This is a genomic window from Pseudohongiella spirulinae (assembly GCF_001444425.1).
Lineage (GTDB): Bacteria > Pseudomonadota > Gammaproteobacteria > Pseudomonadales > Pseudohongiellaceae > Pseudohongiella > Pseudohongiella spirulinae.
Genome location: NZ_CP013189.1, coordinates 3,206,195 through 3,230,683, shown reverse-complemented (window position 1 = coordinate 3,230,683; position 24,489 = coordinate 3,206,195). Strand labels below are relative to the sequence as shown.

At 55.1% G+C, this 24,489-nt stretch carries 25 protein-coding genes; 19 read left to right on the top strand and 6 right to left on the bottom strand.

All coding sequences use genetic code 11. The features are described from left to right. Positions 1 to 86 precede the first annotated feature (86 nt). From rsmD to coaD, 3 genes are read left to right on the top strand one after another with little or no spacing between them, the layout of a single operon-like run. The gene (gene rsmD / locus PS2015_RS14840; RefSeq protein WP_058022961.1) at positions 87 to 713 is read left to right on the top strand and encodes a 16S rRNA (guanine(966)-N(2))-methyltransferase RsmD; all 627 of its coding nucleotides are present in this window, start codon (positions 87 to 89) and stop codon (positions 711 to 713) included. Then, complete coding sequence (locus PS2015_RS14835; protein WP_058022960.1) at positions 710 to 1,744, top strand: YheT family hydrolase; 1,035 nt, start codon at positions 710 to 712, stop codon at positions 1,742 to 1,744. Before rsmD ends, PS2015_RS14835 begins: the two co-directional genes overlap by 4 nt. Positions 1,745 to 1,765: 21 nt before the next feature. Beyond that, entirely contained in the window at positions 1,766 to 2,260 is a 495-nt protein-coding gene (gene coaD, locus PS2015_RS14830) for a pantetheine-phosphate adenylyltransferase (protein WP_058022959.1), read from the top strand. Here coaD and mutM read toward each other — a convergent pair. Next, positions 2,257 to 3,075: a bifunctional DNA-formamidopyrimidine glycosylase/DNA-(apurinic or apyrimidinic site) lyase gene (gene mutM / locus PS2015_RS14825; protein ID WP_058022958.1), complete on the bottom strand. Its 819-nt coding sequence runs from the start codon at positions 3,073 to 3,075 to the stop codon at positions 2,257 to 2,259. The genes coaD and mutM overlap by 4 nt on opposite strands. A gap of 122 nt (positions 3,076 to 3,197) precedes the next feature. Here mutM and PS2015_RS14820 point away from each other — a divergent pair, with 122 nt between their 5' ends. Continuing rightward, positions 3,198 to 4,586, top strand: coding sequence for a hypothetical protein (locus tag PS2015_RS14820; protein WP_156412764.1), 1,389 nt, complete (start codon positions 3,198 to 3,200; stop codon positions 4,584 to 4,586). A gap of 143 nt (positions 4,587 to 4,729) precedes the next feature. On the opposite strand, the gene PS2015_RS15670 is transcribed toward PS2015_RS14820, so the two are convergent. Then, entirely contained in the window at positions 4,730 to 4,906 is a 177-nt protein-coding gene (locus PS2015_RS15670) for a hypothetical protein (RefSeq protein WP_156412763.1), read from the bottom strand. Positions 4,907 to 4,977: 71 nt separating this feature from the next. Here PS2015_RS15670 and PS2015_RS14815 point away from each other — a divergent pair, with 71 nt between their 5' ends. The 15 genes from PS2015_RS14815 to PS2015_RS14745 all read left to right on the top strand — a co-directional run bounded on the left by PS2015_RS14815 (position 4,978) and on the right by PS2015_RS14745 (position 19,151). Beyond that, positions 4,978 to 5,412, top strand: coding sequence for a hypothetical protein (locus PS2015_RS14815; protein WP_058022956.1), 435 nt, complete (start codon positions 4,978 to 4,980; stop codon positions 5,410 to 5,412). Further along, on the top strand, positions 5,412 to 5,933 hold the full coding sequence (locus tag PS2015_RS14810) for a hypothetical protein (RefSeq protein WP_058022955.1): 522 nt from the start codon (positions 5,412 to 5,414) through the stop codon (positions 5,931 to 5,933). The genes PS2015_RS14815 and PS2015_RS14810 overlap by 1 nt, the downstream gene beginning before the upstream one ends. A 25-nt stretch (positions 5,934 to 5,958) precedes the next feature. After that, the gene (locus PS2015_RS14805; protein WP_058023422.1) at positions 5,959 to 7,140 is read left to right on the top strand and encodes a hypothetical protein; all 1,182 of its coding nucleotides are present in this window, start codon (positions 5,959 to 5,961) and stop codon (positions 7,138 to 7,140) included. After that, on the top strand, positions 7,140 to 8,324 hold the full coding sequence (locus tag PS2015_RS14800) for a tetratricopeptide repeat protein (protein WP_058022954.1): 1,185 nt from the start codon (positions 7,140 to 7,142) through the stop codon (positions 8,322 to 8,324). The genes PS2015_RS14805 and PS2015_RS14800 overlap by 1 nt, the downstream gene beginning before the upstream one ends. 60 nt (positions 8,325 to 8,384) lie before the next feature. Continuing rightward, on the top strand, positions 8,385 to 8,630 hold the full coding sequence (locus tag PS2015_RS14795; RefSeq protein ID WP_156412761.1) for a hypothetical protein: 246 nt from the start codon (positions 8,385 to 8,387) through the stop codon (positions 8,628 to 8,630). A gap of 4 nt (positions 8,631 to 8,634) precedes the next feature. Continuing rightward, positions 8,635 to 10,728 (top strand): PEGA domain-containing protein, encoded by a 2,094-nt coding sequence (locus PS2015_RS14790; protein WP_058022952.1) that lies wholly within the window; start codon positions 8,635 to 8,637, stop codon positions 10,726 to 10,728. After that, the gene (locus PS2015_RS14785) at positions 10,725 to 10,997 is read left to right on the top strand and encodes a hypothetical protein (protein ID WP_058022951.1); all 273 of its coding nucleotides are present in this window, start codon (positions 10,725 to 10,727) and stop codon (positions 10,995 to 10,997) included. The genes PS2015_RS14790 and PS2015_RS14785 overlap by 4 nt, the downstream gene beginning before the upstream one ends. A 19-nt stretch (positions 10,998 to 11,016) precedes the next feature. Then, entirely contained in the window at positions 11,017 to 11,865 is an 849-nt protein-coding gene (locus PS2015_RS14780; protein ID WP_058022950.1) for a MotA/TolQ/ExbB proton channel family protein, read from the top strand. Further along, a complete protein-coding gene (locus PS2015_RS14775) occupies positions 11,862 to 13,067 on the top strand; it encodes a hypothetical protein (protein ID WP_058022949.1) in 1,206 nt (401 codons plus the stop codon). The genes PS2015_RS14780 and PS2015_RS14775 overlap by 4 nt, the downstream gene beginning before the upstream one ends. Next, positions 13,054 to 14,154, top strand: a complete 1,101-nt coding sequence (locus PS2015_RS14770) for a vWA domain-containing protein (protein WP_058022948.1) — start codon at positions 13,054 to 13,056, stop codon at positions 14,152 to 14,154. Before PS2015_RS14775 ends, PS2015_RS14770 begins: the two co-directional genes overlap by 14 nt. Next, a complete protein-coding gene (locus tag PS2015_RS14765) occupies positions 14,151 to 15,155 on the top strand; it encodes a hypothetical protein (protein WP_058022947.1) in 1,005 nt (334 codons plus the stop codon). Before PS2015_RS14770 ends, PS2015_RS14765 begins: the two co-directional genes overlap by 4 nt. Positions 15,156 to 15,170: 15 nt before the next feature. Further along, the gene (locus PS2015_RS14760; protein ID WP_058022946.1) at positions 15,171 to 15,803 is read left to right on the top strand and encodes a hypothetical protein; all 633 of its coding nucleotides are present in this window, start codon (positions 15,171 to 15,173) and stop codon (positions 15,801 to 15,803) included. Between the two features lie 13 nt (positions 15,804 to 15,816). Then, a complete protein-coding gene (locus PS2015_RS14755; protein ID WP_058022945.1) occupies positions 15,817 to 16,506 on the top strand; it encodes a hypothetical protein in 690 nt (229 codons plus the stop codon). A 1-nt stretch (position 16,507) separates the two neighbouring features. Further along, positions 16,508 to 17,986, top strand: a complete 1,479-nt coding sequence (locus PS2015_RS14750; protein ID WP_058022944.1) for a M48 family metalloprotease — start codon at positions 16,508 to 16,510, stop codon at positions 17,984 to 17,986. Between the two features lie 85 nt (positions 17,987 to 18,071). Then, on the top strand, positions 18,072 to 19,151 hold the full coding sequence (locus PS2015_RS14745; protein ID WP_058022943.1) for an MBL fold metallo-hydrolase: 1,080 nt from the start codon (positions 18,072 to 18,074) through the stop codon (positions 19,149 to 19,151). Positions 19,152 to 19,230: 79 nt separating this feature from the next. On the opposite strand, the gene PS2015_RS14740 is transcribed toward PS2015_RS14745, so the two are convergent. Genes PS2015_RS14740 through PS2015_RS14725 form a run of 4 tightly spaced genes read right to left on the bottom strand, consistent with a single transcriptional unit; the run spans position 19,231 to position 24,253 of the window. Continuing rightward, positions 19,231 to 20,955, bottom strand: a complete 1,725-nt coding sequence (locus tag PS2015_RS14740; protein ID WP_058022942.1) for a bifunctional protein tyrosine phosphatase family protein/NAD(P)/FAD-dependent oxidoreductase — start codon at positions 20,953 to 20,955, stop codon at positions 19,231 to 19,233. Between the two features lie 30 nt (positions 20,956 to 20,985). Further along, positions 20,986 to 21,858, bottom strand: a complete 873-nt coding sequence (locus tag PS2015_RS14735) for an MBL fold metallo-hydrolase (protein WP_058022941.1) — start codon at positions 21,856 to 21,858, stop codon at positions 20,986 to 20,988. A gap of 18 nt (positions 21,859 to 21,876) precedes the next feature. Then, a complete protein-coding gene (locus PS2015_RS14730) occupies positions 21,877 to 22,878 on the bottom strand; it encodes a cytochrome d ubiquinol oxidase subunit II (RefSeq protein WP_058022940.1) in 1,002 nt (333 codons plus the stop codon). Positions 22,879 to 22,882: 4 nt separating this feature from the next. Continuing rightward, positions 22,883 to 24,253 carry a cytochrome ubiquinol oxidase subunit I gene (locus tag PS2015_RS14725; protein ID WP_058022939.1) on the bottom strand — a complete coding sequence of 457 codons (1,371 nt, stop codon included), beginning with the start codon at positions 24,251 to 24,253 and terminating at the stop codon, positions 22,883 to 22,885. Positions 24,254 to 24,489 lie beyond the last annotated feature (236 nt).

Sequence of the window (24,489 nt, the reverse complement as noted above, 5' to 3'; positions counted from 1 at the left end):
TTGAAAATCGGCGCTAGTTTAGCATTACTGTGCACATCTGTGGTTGACCCAGTACAATGAGGCGGTTTGCAAGGGTCCATCGCATTATGATTCCAAACCACAAATTCCGGGCGCGGTCCGCCAACGGCTCCAACAGTCTGCGCATCATCGCAGGCTTGTGGCGTGGGCGACGGGTGAGCTTTCCTGACGTGCAGGGTTTGCGGCCGACACCGGACCGGGTGCGCGAGACGGTGTTTAACTGGCTGCAAACGCTGGTGATCAGCGAAGATTGCCTTGATCTTTATGCCGGCAGTGGTGCCTGCGGGTTTGAAGCGCTGTCGCGCGGGGCGCGCTCGGTGACTTTTGTTGATGCGTCATCCACGGCCTGCCAGCATATTCGGGATAATCTGCAGATATTGCAGCGTGCGCCCGGTTACCACGGTTCCGCACAGGTGGTTCAGAGCCGCGCCGAAAACTGGCTGTCAGGCGGGCATAGCGCCAGACAATTTGGCCTGGTATTCCTTGATCCACCTTTTGCCGATGGCGTATTAATCGAGTGCTGCCGACAGTTGCAGGAGAGCGGTGCGCTTAAATCCGGCGCTCACATTTATGTGGAGTCTGGCGACGCCTTGCCCATTGCGGGCCAGACGGCAGGTTTTCCGCCGCATTGGCAACTGCTGAAAAACAAGCGCGCCGGCAAGGTATTTTATGGTCTGTACCGGAGCGAGCCGTGAACCGTGCCGAAGTGCTGGGTGCACCCTACCAGTCGCCGTGGTGGCTGCCTGATGGTCACACACAAACCGTCTGGCGCAAATTTAGCCGACAACCGACTCTGCAGCGCAGGCGGCAGCGAATTGAGCTGGCGGATGGTGACTTTATTGATGTTGATCTGGCAGAGCCTTTGCAGCTGGCTGGTGATACCGGTCGCCCTTGGGTGCTGTTGGTTCACGGACTGGCCGGCTGCTCGTCTTCGCCGTATGTACTGGCAATGCAGGCTTACCTCCAGCAGCAGGGTTTGCCCAGTGCGGCGATGAATCTGCGCGGTTGCAGTGGCGAGCCCAATCGACTGGCGCTGGCCTATCATTCCGGGTGCTCAGATGATGTGGAGCAAGTGGTTGCTACGCTCATGACCCTCGAAATGTCGGACCGGCCCCTTATAGTGATTGGTTATTCGCTGGGCGCTAATGTGCTGCTCAAATGGGCCAGTCATACGAGGTATCAGCAAAGTCTGCAGGCCGTGATCAGTGTGTCGAACCCCTTCTCACTGGCGCTTTGCAGCCAACAGATGAGTGCGGGTGTAACGGCCTGGTATGGTCGCTACTTTCTGCGTCGCCTGCGCAATGATCTGTTGGCCAAGCGAGAGTATCTTGTCAAGCTCGGACATGAGCGGGAAGTGTCGCAGATCGACGCGCTGGGGCCTTTGCAGTCACTGCGCACTCTGTGGGAGTTTGACGACAGGGTCACCGCGCCTCTGCATGGATTTTCGAATGCGGCCGATTATTATCAGCGTTGCAGCAGTCGGCAGTTCATTAACAAAATCAATGTGCCTGTGCTGATGGTGCATGGGTTGAATGATCCCATTATCCCGCCCTCGGCTTTGCCAATGCCTGACGAGCTTCCTGCGACCGTTATTCGTGATGTTCACAGGACCGGCGGCCATGTCGGTTTTGCCCGTCCCGGCGAACCCCGATGGCTGGAACAACGCATTTGGCGATTTATCGAGCTGACACAGAGCAGGCACTGGTGTAGTGTAGGCGGCAATTGATATCACAGGATCTCACGCAGCATGAAAACAGCGGTTTACCCGGGTACCTTTAACCCTATCACCAACGGCCATACCGATCTGGTTGAGAGGGCCTCCAAGCTATTCGACAAGGTCATCGTGGCCATTGGCGTCAACCGTCAGAAAACAACCTCGCTGTCGACGGAGCGCCGCGTGGAGCTGGCAAGGAAGGTGCTGGGACATCTTGATAACGTGGAAGTCTGTGCCTTTGAGACGCTGCTGATTGATTTTGTACGCGAGCGGGGCGCTGATGTGATCCTGCGCGGGTTGCGGACGGTGGCAGATTTTGAATACGAATTTCAGCTCGTTGGCATGAACAGGGCGCTGGATCCGGGCATCGAGACTATTTTTATGGCGCCGGATGAACACCTGTCCTATATCTCTTCAACGCTGGTTCGAGAGATTGCTTCTTACGGCGGTGACATATCGCGATTTGTGCATCCTCTGGTCAACGAGGCCATGATCGCCCACCTGAATGAGCAGAAGTCAGCTTCCTAGCGCTGACATCGCCGGCAGAAAACCGTGCTTCGTTGGCCCAGGCGAATTTCCTGCAGCACAGATCCGCACTGTGTACAGGGTTCTCCTGCGCGCCCGTAGACGTGCAGAGATTGCTTGAAATAGCCGGGTTTGCCGTCGCTGCCCACGAAATCACGCAAGGTTGTGCCCCCCACCGCAATTGCTTTTGCGATGACATGTCTGACCTGTGTGACCAGGCGCTCACAACGAGCGCGCGATAGCCGTCCGGCAGGTGTATCAGGACGTATGCCGGCCAGAAACAGTGCTTCATTGGCGTAAATATTGCCGACACCCACTACCACTCGACTATCCATAATCAGGTTTTTTATTGGAACCTTTCGCCCGCGACTGCGTCTGAATAAACAGGCGGTGTCGAATTCATCTGACAGTGGTTCCGGTCCCAGATTGCGTAATAAATCATGGGTCAACGGGTCACTGTCTTCAGACCAGAGCATGGCGCCGAACCGTCGTGGGTCGTGATAGCGCAGTACATGGCCGCTGTCCAATATGAGGTCGATGTGATCGTGCGCACGCACAGGTGCGTTTTTATCGACTATCCTGAGACTTCCGGACATGCCCAGATGAATGATCAGCGTGCCGTGACCCGTGTGCAGCAACATATATTTGCCGCGACGGCTGGTGTGGGTGATGGTCTGGCCGGGTAGCACAGAGGTGATCTGCTGTGCAACTGGCCAGCGTAGACTTGATTGTCTGACCAGACTGGAAACGACGGTGTGGCCGGATACATACGGATCAATGCCGCGGCGGCTGGTCTCGACTTCGGGTAGTTCGGGCATTGGTCTCACGCTTGCAAATGCAACATAGGCTGTACATTATAAAGTCAGGATTGCGGTCTTCCATAGAGCGGACTACAAAGATCTGAATAATAAGACGACGATTCTGAAGATTGGAGAGCGTTATGGTTTTCCGACAGTGGTTCACAGAGCGTGACAGTTCACCTCGATCGGCGAGGCGCTATATTCGCATGCTGACTGGCACGGCTCTTTTGATGTTGCCGGTGCCGTTAATGGCACAGGTCGATGAGACCGTTGAGATCGAAGTGGATGCCGAGGCCGTGCAAAGGGTTCAACAGCTTCGGGCAAGCCTGCTGGAAATGGAAAGCCCGGGCGATACCTGGCGGGCAGAGCTAGGCGAAACGCTTCTGGATCTGGGACGCGCATTGCAACATGCCAATGATCACGAAGGTGCACTGGAACAGTTCGAGCGCGCGGTTCACATCAGCCGTATCAATCATGGCCTGTTCAGTCTGCAGCAGTTACCGGCCATCATGCTGCAGGTGCAAAGCCATCTGGCTCTGAACCAGTGGGATAGCGCCGATGGTCTGCGACAGTACGCGTTTTATGTGCAGAGCAGGACTTATCAAGACAGTGATCCGGGATTGATTCCGGGTCTTGTCGATTACGCACAGTGGAATATGGACGCCTTTGCAGACCGGCGCGGGGAAATTCCGTCGACCCGTCTTCTGGATGCTTATCAACTTTACAGCGTCGCCGTGGCTTTGATGGACAAACACGGCAAGCAACTGGAGTTTCCCAAGGAAGAATATCTTCGGCAACAGGCATTTATCGCCTGGCTGATGCATCGCACCAACGTGCTGGGCAGGTCGGAAGCGGTATACAGTGCCGAGCGCCGGATCGACGATGCCTGGGCTGATGGACTGACCGGCGAACTGACGCGCGGACGCAACAATGCTTTCGTGCGCGGCGAAGAGGCGCTGCAGAAAATAATTGATATACGTGCCGAGCACGTTGCGCAGGCCGACCCGGGCTCAGCCGTGCATGATGAGTTGATCCGGCAGCAGGCGGAGGCTGTTCTGGACCTTGCCGATTGGCACCTGTTGTTTGACAGGCGGCAGGCCGCCCGCAGCACTTATCGGGATGCCTGGGATCTGATTGCAGAGCATGAGGTAGCGACGGACGATGTATTTGATCGGGTTGTGTTGCTGCCGAGCTTTGAGCCGCGACTGGGACCTTCGGCTGTGCAGAATGCCTCGGTACCGCAACATGCCAGCTCCCTGCAGCCCCGACGGCCAGCAGCGACGAAGCAGCAGGGTCAGTACGATTATCTGACCATTGCTTTTGACATCAATCGTTTTGGGCGTGCAACCAACGTCAATGTTGTTGATGGTGGTGTGGACGACGATGACAGAGTTCGGCGCCGTATGCTTGGAGCTTTGCGCGACAGTCTCTTGCGACCGCGAATCGAAAACGGTGAGCCCGTCGATATGACCGGGCTGGTTTATCGTTTCCCCTACGAGATTGAAGGCGTCTCGCAGGTCACGCAATAATGCCGGCCTCAGCCGGTCTTATTAAGTTACTGAAAACACGACATTCCGGGGTTCAGGAAAATGAGTAGATCGATGCGAAAAACGGTGTTGGGTCTGGGCGCGGCAGCGCTGATTCTCAGTGCCTGTGAAAGCACCCAGCAGACTCAGTCCAGTATGCCGCAAATGCCGCAGATGCCGTCGTCTTCGTCATCCTCGTCTTCGTCTTCGTCGTCATCTGGCGGCAGCAGCTCATCGATGCCATCATCAGGGCCGTCCATGCCATCTTCCGGATCGTCCATGCCGTCGAGTTCCTCTATGCCCTCTGGTTCAGCAGGATCCACCGCCTCATCGCGCCTGCCGGACTTCTCCAGCGGGCGGCGATCATCCAGCCAGGGTGGCGGCTCTCAGCAGAGTGCCAGCAGCTCTCAGCAATCGGGCTCAAGTTCGCAGCAGTCCGGCACTGGTCAGCAATCCGGGGGAGCGCAGGCAGCAAGCGCAGGCGGCAGCTCAATGCCGCAAGGCAGCTCTGGTCAGAGCGGATCCAGGACCACCAGTGGCGGTACTCAGCAGACAGGTACGGGTGCGCAATCAGCGGCAGGTGGGGCCACTATGCAGACCGGTGGCAGCGCGGGTACTGGCGGAATTGCTGGTGCTGTCGGTGGCGCCATGCCATCAGGCTCAGCAGGATCGGGTAGCGGCGGCACAACCGCTGCAGGCGGTTTGCCGGGAGGCATACCAGGCTCCCAGACAAGAACTGGAAATAGGAGTGGCAGTGCTGCGGGTGCGGGAAGTGTGTCAGGTGTTCCCGCTGGTGCAGGGTCAGGTAGTGGTACCGGCAGTGGTGTGATGACCGCTGCTGAGCGCGTGGCCGTGCTAGATGGCGCGCTGGGTCGTGGCTACGAAGATTTTGATGGTCTCATATTGGCTGAGCGCAGCCGTGCCCAACGACAGAGCAATGAAGTGGGTGCTGATCCTGCCGGACTTTATGATGAGCAGGGTCAGGGTGGCTCTGGTGGCATGGCTAATCAGCCCGGTGGTGGAGGTGAGCCTGGTGGCTTGCCGGGTGTTACAGCCGCAGGCCGGGGCAGCATAGAAGGTACTGGCGAAGGTCAGGGCGGCGTGATAGCGTCGAACGGCGGCGGACAGGGTCCTCAGGCCGGTGGCTCCGGCGGGTCGGTCGGCGGCCTGCAGGGCGGCCCGTCTGGCGAGCAGGGGGAATATCCGATACCGGATGATATTCCGCCATCGGGTCGGGACGATGATGTTGTTGCCCGCCAGATCAGAGAGGCCGCCATGCGCGAGCCGGATCCTGAGCTGCGTGAAGCGCTTTGGGATGAATATCGCCGTTACACTGGCATCAGCAATTGATCAGACGGGTCAAGAGGACGGAAGTATGCAGGCACTGAAACCGATATTCGCGCTAACAGCGATGCTTTTGTTGGGCTTGAGTGGTTGTGCGACCACATCGGTTAAATCGACCGAGTTTGTGCCCGTGGTGCAGGGCACCTTGCCGATGGATGAAGATCTGATTCTGGACGTAGGGGTCAAGGTATTTGATCCCGGTATTGATGAGGTTGAGCGCCGCGATCTTGAGCGCACCAACTTTGAAATTCGCCGCGCCGAGTCTCGCTATGCGCCTTATCTGATGGCGGACACGTTGCAGCGTTCGGGAAACTGGGGCGTTGTGCGCGTCATTCCTACCGAGCGCAGCGTGATGGATGTCTACGTCCATGGTCAGATTCTGCTGTCCAATGGTGAGGGCATGATTCTCGACATCACCGTGACCGACGCCACCGGCCGACAGTGGTTCAGCAAGGAATATGAAGAGCATATCAGCCAGTATAACTATGACCCGTCGCAGCGACAGTCACACGATCCCTTTCAGGTCATCTACAATACTATTGCCAACGATATGCTTGCATACCGTCAGCAGAATATCAGCAACGATGACATGCGCAATATCCGCACCGTGGCAGAGCTGAAATTCGCTGCGGAGTTTGCGCCGGAAATTTATGCTGATTATCTGCAGACTGACAATCGTGGCATTACCAGTGCCGTGCGCCTGCCGGCCGACAACGATCCGACCATGGCGCGCATTCGGGATATCCGCGAACGTGACTACCTGTTCGTCGATACCATTCAGGACTATTACGCGACATACGTCCGGGAAATGCGCGGGCCTTACGATGCCTGGCGCGAAGTCAGTTTCCGGGAGACCCTGCAACTTGAGGAGGCTGAGCGCTCCGCACGTCGACGTTTTGTGGCAGGTGCTGCAGCCATCGCTGGCGGCATTGCGGCTGTCGGACAGAATAATGCCGCTGCGCAGACGGCCGGTATTGTTGGCGTAGGTGCCGGTGCTTATTTGGTGCGCAGCGGTTTTGACCGCTCCGCAGAAGCCAGTATGCATATTGCGGCGCTACAGGAAATCGGTGAGTCCTTGCAGGCGGAAGTGGCTCCCAAGGTCATCGAACTGGAAGACCGCACCATCATGCTCAGCGGCACCGTGGAAGAGCAGTATGAGCAGTGGCAGGACATCCTCATGGAGATTTATCTGACGGAGACCGGTGGACTTTAATGGCAGCAGCAGGAAAGTCAGGTATTTCGCCCTGGGTCTGGGTTGGTCTGGCCGCGCTCAGTTTGCTGGCGCTGGCCGTCATATTTGTATTGCCGCAAGTAGTTGAGCGATACGAGTTGCCATTGGTCAAGCGTGTTGAGCAGCCCCCAGCTGCGATTGTGCCGTCACCGGATGCTCCCCAACCCCCCGCCATTTCTCCTTTTGAAGAAGCCCAGCTGGCCCGTCAGAGGCGCGAAGCTCAGGACGCTCTGGCTGATCTGCTGAATAAGCAGTCAGAACTCGAAATGATGGGCGTCGAGCAGTGGGCAGCTGAACAATTCAGTCAGGGTCTGGAGGCTGCTCGCCGTGGTGACGAGTTCTATCGCACCGGCGCATTCAGTGATGCGGCAGCGGCTTATCAGGAAGGAGACCAGCGTCTCGGTGCATTGCTGGATCAGACAGACACAGTGCTGGCGCGCATAATGGAAGAAGGTCAGGCTGCGCTGCAAGCTGCAGACGCAACAACTGCACTGGCCCGGTTCGAGCTGGCTGCCCGCCTTGATCCGACCAGTGAAGATGTTGCTGTCGGCCGAGAGCGAGCCGAGACACTGGACCAGGTGGAGGCATTGCTCAGCGATGCCGGTGAACTACAGGAAAGCGGCGAACTTGCGCAGGCACAGGCACTCTACGATCAGGCTGTGTTACTTGACCCCTTGCATGATCGTGCGACAGCACTGCGTCAGGACAATGAGCAGCGAATGATCGACGCAGAGTTCACTCGCATCATGTCAGAAGGGTTTGCATTACTGGATCGAGGAGAAGCTGAATCGGCAATCACTGCCTTCCAGCGCGCCTTGCAGGTGCGGCCCGGTTCACAGCAGGCCAACGAAGCAATTACCCAGACCCGTGAGCAGTTAACCCTGGTGCGCATTGAACAATACCGCCTCCAGGCCGAGCGCCATGAGCAACAGGAGCAATGGCAACAGGCCATCGATACCTACGCCGCGGCACTGGATCTGGACGCCAATCTGGTTTTCGCCCAGGAAGGTAAAGATTACTCTGAGCGTCGTCTACAGCTCGATACCCTGCTGCAGACTAATCTGGACGATCCCTTGCGTCTGTCTGATGCTGCCGCTTATCAGGAAGCACTGGACGTGTTCAGGGTGGCAAGTGATCTGGCACAGGATCTGATGGCTCAAAACTAGGATGCACTGGGAACCAGACTGAAATCGCAGATCCAGCAAACCGAAGAACTACTTCAGCAGATGACACAGCCGAGAGAAATCCGATTGATGTCCGACAATGCCACACAGGTAACAATATACCGGGTCGGTGAGCTAGGTGCCTTTTCCCAGACGACACTGATGTTGACACCCGGTCGCTATGTGGCTGTGGGCACGCGACCGGGATATCGCGATGTGCGTGAGGAGTTTGTTGTAGGTATCGACGATCAGCCAGAGGCTGTTGTGGTTCAATGCAGTGAGCAGCTTGCAGCTCTGGACAGGCGTTAAACTGATGCAGGATAAACATGTTGAACCCGGACACGATGATGCCGTTGAAATCATCACCCCGGTTGATTTCTCCCCGCCACCAAAAGGTGGTCGGCAGATAAAGTGGCGACCGCGCTGGTATCACGCACTTGTATTGCTTGCCTTATCACTTGCAGTCGCCGCCGGCTGGTTTGTATTAACCGCCAGATCCGTTTTTATTGATACCGACCCGCCATTGGCTGACATTCAGATTACCGATGGTTTCGCCGTTCGGATAGGTCCGCGTTATTTGATGCGACCTGGTACGTATCAGGTTGACTTGAGCGCCTATGGCTATTTTGACAGCAGCTCAGAGTTACAGATTTCAGAAGAACAGGCTCAGACACGTGCCATTGCCATGCAGCCGCGTCCGGGCTATGCAGATATTCGTGTTTTGGATGCGCAATATCAGCCGCTGACCGGTGCACGTCTGCTTCTTGATGGTGTCGATATCGGGGCTGCTCCGGTGCAGGCGCTGGAATTGCCACCTGGCGACTACACGCTGCAGGCAGAGATGAGTCGCTATTTGAACGCCTCGCAAACTATCTCTATAGAGGGACGTCTGGCCGAGCAGGAATTTGATATTACACTTGACCCGGCATGGGCGCACGTCGAATTCCGCAGTGACCCGCCCGGTGCGGACATCATTGCCAATGGTGAATTGTTGGGTGTGACACCTGCTCGTCTGGAAATGCTTCAGGGTGCCTACGAAGTCACGATAAAGCGGGCTGGCTTCAAGGCATGGCAAGATGATCTACAGATAATAGCCGGGCAGGATCAGCAATTGCCTGAGGTTAGTCTGGAACAGGCCGACGGCCTGGTTTTCATACGTTCCGAGCCAGGCAATGCCAATGTAACCATCAATGGTGAGTTCCGTGGACAGACGCCGTTGGAGGTGTCTCTGCCACCCGGACAGCAGCACGAACTGCGCTTGTTCCGAACGGGTTTCGAGACGGCCGTGCAGCGAATTACTACATCGGCAGAGCAAGAGAGCGACATTACGGTTGCACTGACGCCAGTGACCAATCTGGTGCGGGTAATTGCAGACCCGCCCGATGCGGAACTGTTTGTTGACGGGCGTGCAATGGGTGCGGCCAATCAGACTGTCGAATTGCTGGCGGCCAATCAGCGCATCGAAATCCGCAAAGAGGGCTACGTGGCCTACACAACAAATTTCACCTCGCGGCCGGGTCTGGACCAGGAAATTCGCGTTCAGTTAAAAACTGAAGAGCAGGCTCGCCTGGAATCTATTGAGCCGGTGATTACCAGTGCCGGTGGCCAGACCCTGACGTTGATGTATCCTGGCGCCTATACCATGGGTTCATCCAGGCGCGAGCCGGGCCGCCGCGCCAACGAGACGCTTCGCGATGTCATCCTGGAGCGACCTTTTTATCTGTCACTTAATCTGGTGACCAACGAACAGTTTAAGCGCTTTCGGCCGGATCATGCATCTGGCGTATTGCAGGGCCAGTCACTGGATTTGCCGCAGCAGCCCGTTGTGCAGGTCTCCTGGCTGGATGCTGTGATGTATGCCAATTGGCTGAGTGAACAGGAAGGACTGCAGCCGTTTTATATCATTGAAGACGGTCAGGTGAGCGGATTCGATGCCAGCTCAACAGGCTACAGGCTTCCGACAGAGGCGGAGTGGGAGTGGGCTGCACGGACCGACGATGCCGGTAACAGTTATCGTTTCCCATGGGGGGATACCTGGCCCCCTGAAGCCGGCCTGGGGAACTTTGCTGATGAGTCAACCAGTGCTTTTCTGGGGCAGTATTTGCGTGGCTACGATGACCGTTATGCAGGTACTGCCAATGTTGGCTCGTTCCCGCCCAATGCCCGCGGTTTCTTTGATATGGGTGGCAATGTGTCTGAGTGGATGCATGATGTCTACGGAGCGGTCAGTGGTCTGAGCTCAGTGACCGAAACAGATCCACTGGGGCCGGAAGAGGGACGCTACCGCACCATCAAAGGGTCGGCCTGGTCACATGGCTCCATCGTGGAACTGCGTGCGTCCTATCGTGACTTCGGAGAAGAGCCGCGCAATGATCTGGGTTTTCGCGTCGCGAGGTACCTTGAATGACACACAAGCGCATTGTCTGGCTGTTTGCTGCCTGCCTGCTTATGACACTCACACCGTTGCAGGCGCAGGAAACCTCTTCAGACGATCAAACCGATCAGACCGAACAATCTTCTGAGAGCAATCAGGAGAGTGCTGCAGATAATGATGCGGACAGGCCTGACATTGACAGCCAACCCATACAACGAGCTGAAGGAGAAGCACCAGGTCGCTTTATACCTTCTGAGCAAATCTCCCAGGATCTGGGCGTCTCGTTTCCAGTCGACATTTAACAGATAGCAGGATCGCTGAATGAAACAAAAGTATCTGTCTGAAATTATCTACCAGATTTTCGCCCTGATCATTGTCGTGATTGTGGTACATGCCGTGTATGTGGCCGTTATCAGGCCTAATGCGGAGATCATTCAGCAACAGCAGACCATGATGCAGGAAGCCGATGAGAATTATGTGCCGGAGCGTTCTATCTATATTGTCATGAAGGACTTTGAGCAGGAAACCTGCATCATTCTGTTCCTCTGGGCGTTGTCCATCGTTGGTATGAAAACACTGCGCACAATGAGGGAGCGTTCGTTGCTTGATCGCGAGCTCTTGCAGGTCTCGGATGGCACCAGTATTTTGCCGGAAGACGCCAGGCAATATGCCAGGCCGGTTCAGGCTCTGCCAGAGAAGGAACGCGCCTACCTGTTACCGCGTGCCTTGCTGGCAGGTTTGCATCGATTCGGTACTACACGCAACGTGCAGGATGTGGCAGCCACTGTCCGTGATGTCTGTGACAGCGAATCGGAGCGGCTGGAAAGCGAGCTGGCAATTGTCCGTTATATCGCGTGGGCGATACCGTCAATCGGCTTCCTGGGCACAGTGCGCGGCATTGGTACGGCCCTGGGTCAGGCACATCAGGCGGTGACCGGCGATATTCTGGGTGTTACGGTCAGTCTTGGTGTGGCGTTTAACTCAACCTTTGTGGCCTTGCTGACCAGTATCATGTTGATGTTTGTTCTGCACCAATTATCATTGATCCAGGACCGTCTGGTGTTGGATACACAAACATACTGCGATAATCATCTGGTGAATTTTCTGCAGGTACCCGGCAAGGCTCCGACGCGCACCTTGCCTGACAACGGAGTTGCGGAGCCAGCATGAGTGCTGTTCTGGAATTGAACGATCAGGCACTGAGTCTGTATCAGGACGGTCAATTGCTGGCCAGCAGTCCGGGTTACGTGCTCAGTATTGGCAAACAGCCCCAATTTGGTGTGCAGGCGGCCAGTCAAAGTCGCCTGCATCCGGTCAGCACCAATAACGAGTTCTGGAACCGTTTGAGCATGTCGCCTCTGTCCAGGCCGGTGGCCAATTTTCGGCATTACGCGGATATGGCGCATGCGCATTTGCTGCAATTGGGCGAACTGGCTGACTATGAGGGGCCAGTGGTGCTGGCGGTGCCCGGTAACTTCAATCGCGAGCAATTAGCCATTCTGAGTGGCATTGTGCGACACAGTCCCTTTACAGTCAGTGCAATGCTGGACAGCGGTATCGCCGCCGCTGCCGGGTCCAACGCTCAGGCTGATTATCTGGTCTATCTTGACCTGCAACTGCATCAGGCTGTGTTCACTGTTATGCGCAAAGAAGGTCAGCGACTGGTGCGACAGCAGGTATTGCAGACCCAGAGTGCCGGCTGGGATGCCATGAGCAATGCGCTGGTGCAGACAGTGAATGATGAGTTCATTTCCCAATGCCGTTTCAACCCGCAGCACAGCGCGCAATGGGAGCAGCAGCTGTTCAACGAACTGCCGCAATGGCTGAGTACTCTTGCCGCGGGCGCGCATGAAATTGTAGTAGAAATAGAGACCGATAAATCGACTCATAAAGCGAGTGTGTCGGCTACCGATTTGCGGGAAAGCATAAGTCCTGCGCTGGATAAATTGAGCCAGCAACTGCTGCAGTTTTCAGATGTCGATGCGAGCGACGTTCCGCTGTTGATTTCCTCACGCTCTGCCTCCATTCCGGGGCTGGTGCAGCACTTCGGACAGCAAAAACAGATAGTCAGTGGTGAGCAGCTGGCACACAGCTGTGTGCAATTGCTTAATGACTTGCCTGGCAATGAAACGGCCGTGCCATATCTGACCAGCGTCAACCTGCGTACAAGGGAGCAGGCGACAAAAAACGAACCTCAGCCTGCGGCGGCAACACATCTGTTGGTAGATGGTTCTGCCTGGCCATTGAATAATCAACCGGTATTCAGCCAGCAGGAGTTGACAGAGCTGCTGCAAAAACATCGGCTTGGTGAGCTTATAAATCACCAGGGCCGGCAATTACAATTGATCAGAGTGCATCATGGCGTCGGCTAAAAAAAAACGCGGTGGATTCAATCCACTGAGCCTGGCATTTCTTGACGTGATGTCCTGCGGCTTTGGTGCCGTGGTGCTGCTGTTTCTTATTCTTGACCATACTGCCACGGAAGCCCGCCAGGAAGCCGACCCCAATATGACTGCTGAAGTGCGTCTGCTGGAAGAAGACATCGCCGAAGGTGAAGAGAACCTGTTTCGAATTCGAAATACGCTCAACGAAGTAAGTCTGGAGGTTGTAGAGGCGCAGGGGCTGGCAGAGCGTATACAAAGTGAGATCGATGATTTTATGTCGCAGCTCGCCGCGCTTGAAGGCAATTCAATGGCAACCGAGGAAAGTCTGGAAGCGCTGCGAGCTGATATCCGCGCCATGGAAGAAGAGTTGTTGCGCCTGCAGGCCAGTGCCGAGGAAGAACGCGGACAGAGTAGCCGACAGTTTCTGGGTGACGGTGACAGACAGTATCTGTCAGGCATGTTATTGGGCGGTAATCGCATCGTCATATTATTGGATAGTTCAGCCAGTATGCTGGACGATACGCTGGTCAACGTCATACGCACACGCAACATGCCGGACCGGGTCAAAAAAGAGGCGCCCAAGTGGCAGCGGGCAGTGCGAATCGTGGAGTGGATAAGCAGTCAATTGCCAGTGATCAGCCAGTATCAGGTGCTGGCGTTTGATGAGACGGTGCGTCCTGTGCTGGAGGGTACTGAGGGAATGTGGCTGGAAGTTGCCGACCAGGATCAATTGAACGAAGTCATTCTGGCGGTGCAGGATGTTGTGCCTGGCGGCGGTAACAACCTGCAGGCTGCGTTTCAGGCGATTGCGGGCATGAACCCGCCGCCGGATAACGTTTACCTGATTACCGACAGCCTGCCCACACAAAGCAACCGACCGAGCAACGCGACGACGATCACGCCGCGCCAGCGCTTGAATCTCTACGCCGAAGCCATTGAAAGTTTGCCCCGCAATATTCCGGTCAATACGATATTGCTGCCAATGGAAGGCGACCCGGCAGCGGCTGCTGCATTCTGGCAGTTGGGACAGATCAGTCGGGGTTCTTTCATCACACCGTCACGGGACTGGCCATGAGCAGACGCAGAAAACGCGAAGAAGACAGCTCCAGTATCGCCTTTCTGGATGTGATTTCCTGTGGTTTCGGGGCCATTATCCTGTTGCTGATGATTACTGAAAATTCGGCGCCGGTCAGTCTCGAGTTTACCGCAGTGCAGCGGGATCAGCCGATCGCCGAGCTGCAACAGACGCTGTTTGAGATCCGGGGCGAAACCGAAATTGCAAACCGCGACCTCAATGCCCGGCGGGAACAGTTGTCTGCTTATCGCGACCGTATTGCCCGCCTTGAGCGCGAGATGTCCAATATTCAGGGGCGTTTCGAAACCTCAAGCCAGCTGGCCGAGGAAGTCAGTGAGGAAGAAAACCGACTGGCCATTGCCCGCCAGTCGCTGACCGCTGAAATGCAGCGCTTGCTGGGCCAGGATTTCACGCGCAGCAACAATGTGATTGGTGGTATTCCGGTGGATAGCGAATATATTATTTTCCTTATCGACACCTCGGGTAGTATGTTTTACAACGCCTGGCCTCGGGTGCTGGACATGATCAGTGAGGTGCTGGATGTTTATCCGGAGGTTCGGGGCATACAGGTCATGAATGATATGGGTGACTATATGTTCCCGGCCTACCGTGGTCAGTGGATCCCGGATACCCCGGCGCGTCGCCAGGCCATTATCTCGACCTTGCGTAATTGGTCTCCATTCAGTAACAGCAGTCCTGTTGAAGGCATTACGCGCGCGATCAGCACTTTCTACCAGCCGGGCCAGAAAGTGAGTATTTATGTCTTTGGCGATGACTTTCAGCCTGGCGGATCGATTACCCGGGTGGTGGAAACGGTGGATAGAATCAATCAGGCCGGCTCAGACGGTAGCCGACTGGTACGTATTCACGCCGTCGGATTTCCGGTATTGTTTGACCTGGACCCGCGTTATCATGAAAGCGTCTATCGCTTTGCTACCCTGATGCGCGAATTGGCAGAGCGAAACGGCGGCAGTTTTGTCGGCCTCAATTCCTATCAGTAACTGCAGGAGTGCGTGGTGATCAACAGCATTAAATCCTTCCGACTACTGGTACTGCTGGCGCTGGTCAGCCTGACGGCCTGCGCGGCAAGCACCGTTGAGGTGCAGGGCAGCTATCCGAGCCCCAATGTGCCACCGCTGCCGCTAACGCTGGGTGTGTACTACAGTGATGACCTGCGCAACTATATCTACACCGAATTGTCTGATACTGGTAAGGAAGAATATCTGGTTGCAGCCGGTAATACTCATATGGAGCTGTTTAACACAGTGTTGCCCGCGATGTTTTCGCAGGTCGTGGTGCTGAATAACCCCACGGAAGCGGGTGCCAGGGGAGTGGATGCTGTGTTTATGCCGCAGATTGATGAGTTTCAGCTGGGCATGCCGCAGAAAACCCGTCTGGATGCTTATGAGGTATGGATAAAGTACAACATGCGTATGACCGGCGCGGATGGATCTTATGTGGCGGACTGGGTAATGACCGCTTATGGTAAATCGACGCAGGGTAATTTTACGTCGGCAGAGCGCGGTATTAATGATGCGGCAGTAGCGGCCTTGCGGGATCTGGCTTCAAATTTTTCAATCAGTTTTCGGGCAGTGCCTGATATCCGGGACTGGTTAAGCAGACAACAACTCCAGCTATCAGGCAATTGAAACAGGAGTCAGCATGAAGATCAAAAACAAGTGTCTGACGCTGGCCAGGCAACGTTTCTGGCCCGGTCTTTGGCTCGTTTTGCTGGCCGCGCTGTCGGCTTGCACCAGCACCACGATTGATGAATTCCGTCAGGCGGAAACCGGCCTGAACACAGGAGAAACGGTTGTTATTCTGGGTCGCCGTCAGGGCGCAGGGTACGAGACAGCCGCCGATTTTGTGCAGTGTGTTGGTGATCGCATGGCACGCGGGCGTGATGGGCTGAACGTGGTGCCGGAGCAGCAGTTCGTGGATGCGCTGTTTCCCTGGTTTGAGCCGCGCACGGCACCGCTGCGAAGTGACGACCTGCAGCAATTGATGGCGCAACCCATGGTCAGTGACAAGATGAATGAGTTCGGGGTGCGATATATCGTTTGGCTGGATGGCCAGACGGAGACATCCAATCGCATGGGTTCAATTTCCTGCACTGTAGGCCCGGGTGGCGGTGGTTGCTTCGGCTTTGGCTCCTGGGAAGATGACTCCAGTTTTGAGGCCCGGGTATGGGATGTTTCGTCCAATCTGGCGGTAGGCACAATCAGCGCCGATGCCAGCGGTCAGTCTTATATGCCCGCCGTATTTGTGCCCATTCCGCTGATAGCCCGTGTTGAGGCCAATGCCTGCAATAGTCTGGCCGATCAGCTCAAGCAGTTTGTGCAAGGCGGTTGATATGATCCTGCAGTGGGGCGGCAACTACATCCGGCTGACAGTGCTGGCGGGCATTCTGTTGGCCACTGGTCTGCAGGCCTGTGCCGTGAATCCTGCCACCGGGCAGAGTAATCTTGTACTGATGAGCGAGCGGCGCGAGCTGGAGATTGGCCAGGAGGAACATGAGAAGGTGCTCGCCTCCATGCGTATCATGGAAGACGAAGCGCTCAATGCCTATGTGAACGAAGTCGGGCAACGCGTGGCGAGGACCAGTCATCGCCCTGATCTGAGTTATACCTTCACCGTTATCGACAGTCCCGAGATTAACGCTTTTGCCCTGCCGGGTGGTTATGTCTACATCAACCGCGGTCTGCTTTTATACCTGAAATCTGAAGATGAGTTGGCGGCGGTGCTTGCGCACGAGGTGGGGCATATTACCGCACGCCATGCAATCCAGCAGCAGGCCCGTGGCCGTCTCGGCAGCGCCGCCGCAACGGTGGGTGGTGTGGTAGCTGCCGTTGCGACGGGCAGCGGTTATATCGGCTCTGAGCTGGCGCAGATTGGCTCTATCTGGGCGGCAGCCGGAGTCAGTGGTTTTGGCCGGGAGAATGAGCTGGAAGCCGACAGTCTGGGTGCTCAGTATTTATACAATGCTGGCTATAACCCGCGAGCCATGATCGATGTGCTGAGCGTGCTGAAAAGTCAGGAGGATTTCAATGTCCGCGTGGCGCAGCGTCAACCGAGCTATCACGGTCTGTTTACCACGCACCCGCGTAACGATGTTCGCTTGCAGCAGGCCGTTTCGCAGGCTGGAAATCTGTCGGCCGACCAGATGCGTGAGACTGATCCGCTGATCTTCCGTCAGCACATCGACGGCTTGCCATTTGGAGAGAATGTCACCAGCACCGGGGACCGTAACCGCTATTATCAGGACCTGCTTAGTTACACCATGGTGTTTCCGGATGCCTGGTCGATCCGTGAGACTCCCACAACTGTGACGGCCAGCGCGCCAGAAGGCAGTGCATCAATTCGCGTCGAAGCGCAGCGGCTACAGGAAAACAAAGAGCCTCGCTTGTATATCCGCGAGAATCTGGGCATCGCTGATTTGCAGCAGTCCGAAGCATTGTCACAGTATCGACTGATCGGGTACACGGGCACCCATACCAATGATGCTGGCAACCATGAGCGCGTAGCAGCCATCTATCTGGGGCCACGTGTCTTTGTATTCCGGGCGGAGATTCCCGACCCTGAAGCCGTGCAGGATCTGGATCGACTGCTGCTGTCGTCCATCCGCACTTTCAGAGCCATCCAGATGAACGAGCGCTCCGGCAGCAGTAGCCTGCGCGTGCGCTACGTGCAGGTCACCGAAGGTTTTGACTGGCGTGCCCTGGCAGCTCGAAGCCCGATCCCCCAGTACCCGGAAGAAACACTGCGCCTGCTGAACGGCTACTACCCGATCGGTAATCCGCAGCCGGGCGAGTGGATCAAAATTCTGCAGTAACGCTGGGGACGGAGGCGGTCTACGTCCCCAGCGCTCTGGGGACGTAGACCGCCTCCGTCCCCAGCGTTACTATCAAGGAGCAACCATGAAGAATAAAAAGAGTCTACTGGCGCTTGTTGCAGCCGCTGCTATCGGTATGTCGCTATTGACCGTGCTCAGTATAAGCTCTGCTCAGAACGTACAGTCCTCGGGTGTGATAGAAACCCGCAGCCACGTCTTTACACCGGTGGCTGATGGCATCTACTTCATCACGGCGACTGGCGCGGTGAACCTCACCAGCCAGTCCATGCTTATCGAAGGCTTGCATGACCTGCTGGTTGTGGATTCCCATGTGTCGCCTAATGCAGGTCTGGCCTTGCTGGACTCGATCAAGGCGGTCAGCAATAAGCCGGTTCGTTACCTGATCAACACGCATTACCACTTTGATCACGCTCACGGTAATCAAGTGTTTCCGCGTGATGTTGAGATAATCGGCTCGCAGTATACCCGCGAGAAATTGAACGGTGAGTTGGGTAATGTGTTGGAAGAATCGACGTTTATCAGCTTCACGCAGGGAGTCCCGGTGCAAATAGAGCGTCTTCGTGCGCAGCTTGAGCAGTCCAATGATGTACACGAGCGGGCGTCAATCCAGGGACAGATTGCCATGCACGAAGCCCACCTGAATTCAGTGGCGCAGATCGAGCCCACTCCGCCAAATATAACCGTCAGTGATACCATGACAATCTACCAGGATGTTGTTGGCGGCGGTCGGGAAATACAACTCATCCATACAGGCAGAGGTCACACCGGAGGTGACGTGGTTGTGTTTCTGCCGCACGAAAAAATCCTCTATGCCGGCGACCTGGTAGGCCAGAATCTGATTTACATGGGTGACGCTTACGCAAACGAATGGGCAGATGTGCTGGAGCGAATCAAAGCCCTGGATTTTGACATCCTGCTGTCAGGCCACGGTCCTCTGGTTGAGAGCCGCGAACGTATAGATGCCTTCCAGGCTTATCTGCGCGACCTGTGGGCCAAAACCGCCGAGCTAAAGCGCAGTGGTCTAAGCGCAGAGGATGCCGCCCAGCAGATCGACATGACCAACCACAGCGCAAACTACCCACAAATCCGTGCAGCAGGTGCCGACGTCAGAGCGATCAGGCGTATCTATAACCTGATCGAGTGAGGCGCTGGGGACGGAGGCGGTTACCCTGGGGACAGAGACCGCCTCCGTCCCCAGGGTAACCGCCTCCGTCCCCAGCGCCTCAGCCGGCCACCGGCTTAACCAGCAGCTCATGACCTTTCAGCATCCCATGCCAGTAAAGTGCCGGCAGCATGCTCTTTTTCATGTGCCAGGCCATCGACGTCGGTTTGGTGCCATCCAGCATCCATACCGGTAATGTTGGCATCAGCTTGCCGCCATAGGCGAACTCTGCAAGAACGATCTTGCCGCGCTCCACGGTCAGCGGGCAGGAACCGTATCCATCATAGTGATATTGCTGCGGCTGACCCTTGATGTCTGCCACGATGTTGGCGGCAACCACAGGCACCTGCTTACGCACCGCGGCGGCCGTTTTAGCGTTGCTGGTATTGGCGGCATCACCCAGCCCCCAGATGTTTGTGAATTTCTTGTGTTGCAACGTGCCGGGATCCACGTCAATCCAGCCCCCTTCATCAGCCAACGGGCTGTTGCGAATAAAATCTGGCGCGGTTTGTGGTGGACAGACGTGCAACATATCAAAGTCTGTCTCTACAGTTTGTACATTGCCGTCAGCATCTGTAGTCTCAAACCAGGCTAATTTTTTATCGCCATCCACTTTTACCAGTTTATGAGAGAAATGCAGTTCAGCTTGATACTTATCCATATAGGATTGCAATGCAGGTACATAGTCCTTGACGCCGAATAACACGGCTCCGGCGTTGTAGAAGGAGATGTCCACATTGTCAATCAGACCATGTCTGAACCAGTGATCACCGGCCAGGTAAAGCGCTTTCTGTGGTGCGCCGGCACATTTGATCGGCATCGGTGGTTGTGTGAATACCGCCTTGCCTGACGTCATCCCGCTAATCAATTTCCATGTATAAGGCGCCAGGTCTGCTCTATAATTTGAAGTGACACCGTTGCGGCCCAGTGTTTCAGGCAGGCCTTCAATTGCATCCCAGTTCAATTTAATACCCGGGCAAACAATCAGGCGTTTGTATGCAACACGCGAGCCGTCGTTCAGAACAACTGCATTGTCTTCCGGTTCGAAAGACTCAACAGCCAGAGATATCCACTTGACGCCTTTGGGAATCAGTGACGCCATTGGGCGTTTGACTTCTTCGGCATCGAAAACACCACCACCAATCATGGTGAAACCTGGTTGGTAGTAGTGTGTTTCTGCAGGATCGATTAGCGCGATACGTAGCCGACGTTCGCGACTGAGAAGGCTTGATGCAACCGAAATTCCGGATGCGCCAGCACCTACTATTACCACATCATACTGGGTTTCCTGATAGCTCATAACCTGTGCCTCATTAATTGGATCTTTTTGCTTTTTTGTCGAATCTGATATGCCAGAAATCTCTGCAATTACATGTGCAAATTTTTCTTTGAAACTACTGAAGTCAAAACCGGCTTTGCTGGCCTCTTCTATGACAGCGTTACTGCTGGCGCCATTGCTGATCCTCATTAGTGACCACAAAGTGCAGGAGCGCAGACCCGAGCGGCAATAGGCGAGCACAGGCTTGGCTGCGCCGCTCCACGCTTTGGTGAATTCGCGCACATCGGCAGAACAGATCGTATCGTGTACAACTGGCACGTATAGGACGTCTATACCATTGGCATTCGCCGCGTTTTCGATCATGTCCAGCGGGTATTGCTGACCTTCCTCCGCATCCGGACGATTGCAGATAATCGTGCGAAATCCTGCGTCAGCCACGTTTGTCAAATCTTCCGGGCTCAACTGTTCAGTTACTGAAAATTCATCCGTCATTTTTTTAATGTTCATGGGTACCTCCGCGGTATAAACAATGATCTTTTAAAGGGCGTTGATTGGCACTTTCAGATAGATCATGTTGTTATCTTCTGCTGGCGGGAAATGCCCGGCCCGCATATTGACCTGCAATGAGGGCAGGATCAGAACCGGCATATCGAGTGTGGCGTCGCGTGCTTCACGCATGGCAACAAACTCATCTTCAGTAATGCCGTCATGCACATGAATATTCTGCGCACGCTCATCTTCGACGGTCGTTTCATACTCAACTTCGCGACCGTCAGGCTGATAGTCGTGGCACATGAAAAGACGGGTATCACCCGGCAGACTCAACACTTTTTTGATAGAGCGATACAACGTGCGGGCATCGCCGCCGGGGAAGTCAGCGCGCGCCGTACCACCGTCAGGCATAAACAGAGTGTCGCCAACAAATGCGGCATCACCAATTACATGAGTCATGCAGGCCGGTGTGTGACCGGGCGTGTGAATAGCTTTGCATTGCAGGGCGCCGACCTGATAAGCCTCACCGTCCTCAAAAAGGTGGTCAAACTGAGAGCCATCACGGGCGAACTCAGTGCCGGCATTGAACACCTTGCCAAACACATTCTGCACAGTGGTGATATGCGCACCGATGGCCAATTTTCCGCCCAGCTTCTCCTGGATATAAGGAGCTGCTGAAAGGTGATCGGCATGAACATGAGTCTCGATCAGCCAAACCAGATTCAGCTTGTGTTTCTGGATATGTTCGATGATCTCATTGGCCGAGGTATAGCTGATCCTGCCCGAGTTGTAGTCCAGATTCAGTACCGAATCAATGACGGCGCAGTCATTGGAAGTGGGGTCCTTGACCACGTACGAGAAAGTGAATGTTTGCTGGTCGTAGAATGTAAAAACTTCTGGTTTGAGCGTACTGTTCATAGCGATATCCCCTCTGTATTATTCGTAAGTGAGTGTTGTGGTTTTGCCAGAAAAAATACGGTACACAAAAAACGTGTAGGCAATGATCGCTGGCAGGACGATAGCTGTTCCCCAGAAGGTAAACAGCAGTGAATCAGTGCTGGAAGCGGATTCCCAGATAGTCATCTTGCCGATAATGATGTCCGGCAAAATACTGTATGCCAGTCCCAGCCCGGCCAGCAGGCATAGCGCGATCAGGCCACCAAACAGCAGCCACTCTTTACCGGGTTGGCGCAGCGCACGCTGATCAAACAGCAGCCACAGCAGGCTGGTATAAAGCGCAGTGCTGAGCAATGGAATAGGCAGTAATTTAAGCCCGTCAGGAAAGGTAAACCATTTGGCAGCAATAGCCTGGCTGACCAGGGGAGTTGCTATGGAGACCAGCAGTAACGCAAAGCCCATTGGTAGAATTGCTCTCTGTGCCCAGACCAATGCTCTGTCAAACAGTGCGCCTTCGGTTTTGATCAGTAGCCAGGCCGCACCCAGCAGTATGTATAACGCGGGCAAGGTGACTGCGATCAACACCGAAAACAGGTAGTTCAGTCCACCATGCCCCAGGCCGGTGATGTAGGTACCGAGCATCCAGCCCTGAGCTGACGCGGTGATCAGCGAACCGGTCGAAAAAATCGCGTTCCACATACGCTTGCGATGGGACACCGCCTTGGCACGAAAATCAAAGGCGATTCCGCGAAGTATCAATCCCATCAACATTAGCGTGACGGGAATATACATTGTTGTGAGTATCTGGCCGTGCGCCTGCGGAAAGGCAATCAGCAAAATGCCTATGCCAAGCACAATCCAGGTTTCGTTGGCGTCCCAGAATGGACCGATGGAGGCTATCATCAGATCTTTGTCGTGCTCATTGGCCAGCGGCAGTAACAAGCCAATGCCCAGGTCATATCCGTCCAGAATCACGTAGATCAACAAGGCCAGCCCCATGGCGCTGGCAAAAAATAAAGGTAACCAGAAATCCAGGTCCATATGCTTATCCTCGTGCCGCCGCGATCGGTTGAGTGGATTGACCCGGCACTTGATTCATTGCCATCAGTGACGCAGCCGGTTTGGTAGCCATGTATCGAAGTGTGGCGATGTAAGAAATCAGGATGAATACATACAGTGCCATGTAACCCGTGAACGTGCTTAGCATGATGCCACTGGAATGATCCGCCACCACTTCGGCGCTGGTCAGCAGGCCCTGAACTATCCAGGGCTGCCGGCCGATTTCGGTGACATACCAGCCTGCCAGTACGGCAACCCATCCCGAGAAAGTCATCCAGGATGCGGCACGCAACAGCCAGACACCCGGCTTTTGTTTGCGGCGGAACAATTGCCATCCGGACCACCAGGCGACCAGGATCATCAACATGCCGATGCCGACCATGACACGGAAGGACCAGAATACGATGGCAACCGGAGGGTGTTCGCCTTCGAACTCATTTAAGCCGCGGATTTCGCCGTTGATGTCATGCGTCAGTATCAGACTGGCAGCATATGGGATTTCAAGCGCGAATCGCGTCGTGCGGGTTTCTTCATCAGGGAAGCCAAAGAGAGTGAAGCCAACTCCGCTGTGCGTTTCCCAGACGCCTTCGATAGCTGCCACTTTTGCTGGCTGATGCTCAAAGGTATTAAGTCCGTGAAGATCGCCAACAAAAACCTGCAGTGGCGCGAATATCATGGCGATCACCGTCATGGCCTTGAATACTTTGGCAGTTGCCGGACCGTCAACCTTCATGCGCATGCGCCAGGCGCTGATGCCCAACACCAGAAAGGCGGCGGTTAGCATGGAAGCGATTAACATGTGTGCCAGGCGATAGGGGAATGAAGGATTGAAGATGATTGCCAGCCAGCTGTCGACATAAAAGACACCGTCTTCGATTACGTAACCAGTAGGTGTCTGCATCCAGGAATTCAGGCTCAGAATCCAGAATGCCGACAGCGTGGTGCCTATTGCGACCAGCGAGCAGGCGAGCAGATGAACTTTATTGGAAACGCGATTTTTTCCAAACAGCATGACGCCCAGAAACGTGGCTTCCAGGAAAAACGCGGTGAGCACTTCATAGCCGAGCAGCGGGCCGGATATGTTCCCGGTTCTTTCCATGAACCCTGGCCAATTGGTGCCAAACTGAAAGCTCATGGTGATGCCTGATACAACGCCGATGGCAAAGGACAGAGCAAAAATTTTTACCCAGAAGTGATAGGCGTTTTCCCAGTGTGTGTCGCCCGTCATGGTGTAGCGCAGGCGGAAAAACAACAAGATCCAGCCCAGTCCGATAGTGATGGACGGGAACAGGATATGAAAGCTGATATTGGCAGCAAACTGAGCGCGGGCAAGAATGAAGGGATCAATGTCAAACATACGGCTCACCTGTTGATTAGCATGATCCCTGCATATGGTTGCCGGAAAAAAGGGGCAGTCAGTGTACCTGCCCCATGAGGGCTTCCTTACAGGGACTACGTGTGCAAACCACGACTACAGACAAGCAGGTGCTGGTGGATAAGTCTGTAATCACAATTCTCTGTCCTGGCTATTGCAGCAGCCGTGCCAAGACTTGAGGCGCTTTTGATGAAAATCGGGAAGTGATTGGTTTTATT

What these genes read in the sequence shown, in the direction of transcription:
- rsmD (WP_058022961.1), top strand. Translation starts at nt 87, where the DNA reads ATGATTCCAAACCACAAATTCCGGGCGCGGTCCGCCAACGGCTCCAAC.
- coaD (WP_058022959.1), top strand. Translation starts at nt 1,766, where the DNA reads ATGAAAACAGCGGTTTACCCGGGTACCTTTAACCCTATCACCAACGGC.
- mutM (WP_058022958.1), bottom strand. Translation starts at nt 3,075, where the DNA reads ATGCCCGAACTACCCGAAGTCGAGACCAGCCGCCGCGGCATTGATCCG.
- PS2015_RS14820 (WP_156412764.1), top strand. Translation starts at nt 3,198, where the DNA reads ATGGTTTTCCGACAGTGGTTCACAGAGCGTGACAGTTCACCTCGATCG.
- PS2015_RS14810 (WP_058022955.1), top strand. Translation starts at nt 5,412, where the DNA reads ATGACCGCTGCTGAGCGCGTGGCCGTGCTAGATGGCGCGCTGGGTCGT.
- PS2015_RS14805 (WP_058023422.1), top strand. Translation starts at nt 5,959, where the DNA reads ATGCAGGCACTGAAACCGATATTCGCGCTAACAGCGATGCTTTTGTTG.
- PS2015_RS14800 (WP_058022954.1), top strand. Translation starts at nt 7,140, where the DNA reads ATGGCAGCAGCAGGAAAGTCAGGTATTTCGCCCTGGGTCTGGGTTGGT.
- PS2015_RS14795 (WP_156412761.1), top strand. Translation starts at nt 8,385, where the DNA reads ATGACACAGCCGAGAGAAATCCGATTGATGTCCGACAATGCCACACAG.
- PS2015_RS14790 (WP_058022952.1), top strand. Translation starts at nt 8,635, where the DNA reads ATGCAGGATAAACATGTTGAACCCGGACACGATGATGCCGTTGAAATC.
- PS2015_RS14785 (WP_058022951.1), top strand. Translation starts at nt 10,725, where the DNA reads ATGACACACAAGCGCATTGTCTGGCTGTTTGCTGCCTGCCTGCTTATG.
- PS2015_RS14780 (WP_058022950.1), top strand. Translation starts at nt 11,017, where the DNA reads ATGAAACAAAAGTATCTGTCTGAAATTATCTACCAGATTTTCGCCCTG.
- PS2015_RS14775 (WP_058022949.1), top strand. Translation starts at nt 11,862, where the DNA reads ATGAGTGCTGTTCTGGAATTGAACGATCAGGCACTGAGTCTGTATCAG.
- PS2015_RS14770 (WP_058022948.1), top strand. Translation starts at nt 13,054, where the DNA reads ATGGCGTCGGCTAAAAAAAAACGCGGTGGATTCAATCCACTGAGCCTG.
- PS2015_RS14765 (WP_058022947.1), top strand. Translation starts at nt 14,151, where the DNA reads ATGAGCAGACGCAGAAAACGCGAAGAAGACAGCTCCAGTATCGCCTTT.
- PS2015_RS14755 (WP_058022945.1), top strand. Translation starts at nt 15,817, where the DNA reads ATGAAGATCAAAAACAAGTGTCTGACGCTGGCCAGGCAACGTTTCTGG.
- PS2015_RS14750 (WP_058022944.1), top strand. Translation starts at nt 16,508, where the DNA reads ATGATCCTGCAGTGGGGCGGCAACTACATCCGGCTGACAGTGCTGGCG.
- PS2015_RS14745 (WP_058022943.1), top strand. Translation starts at nt 18,072, where the DNA reads ATGAAGAATAAAAAGAGTCTACTGGCGCTTGTTGCAGCCGCTGCTATC.
- PS2015_RS14740 (WP_058022942.1), bottom strand. Translation starts at nt 20,955, where the DNA reads ATGAACATTAAAAAAATGACGGATGAATTTTCAGTAACTGAACAGTTG.
- PS2015_RS14735 (WP_058022941.1), bottom strand. Translation starts at nt 21,858, where the DNA reads ATGAACAGTACGCTCAAACCAGAAGTTTTTACATTCTACGACCAGCAA.
- PS2015_RS14730 (WP_058022940.1), bottom strand. Translation starts at nt 22,878, where the DNA reads ATGGACCTGGATTTCTGGTTACCTTTATTTTTTGCCAGCGCCATGGGG.
- PS2015_RS14725 (WP_058022939.1), bottom strand. Translation starts at nt 24,253, where the DNA reads ATGTTTGACATTGATCCCTTCATTCTTGCCCGCGCTCAGTTTGCTGCC.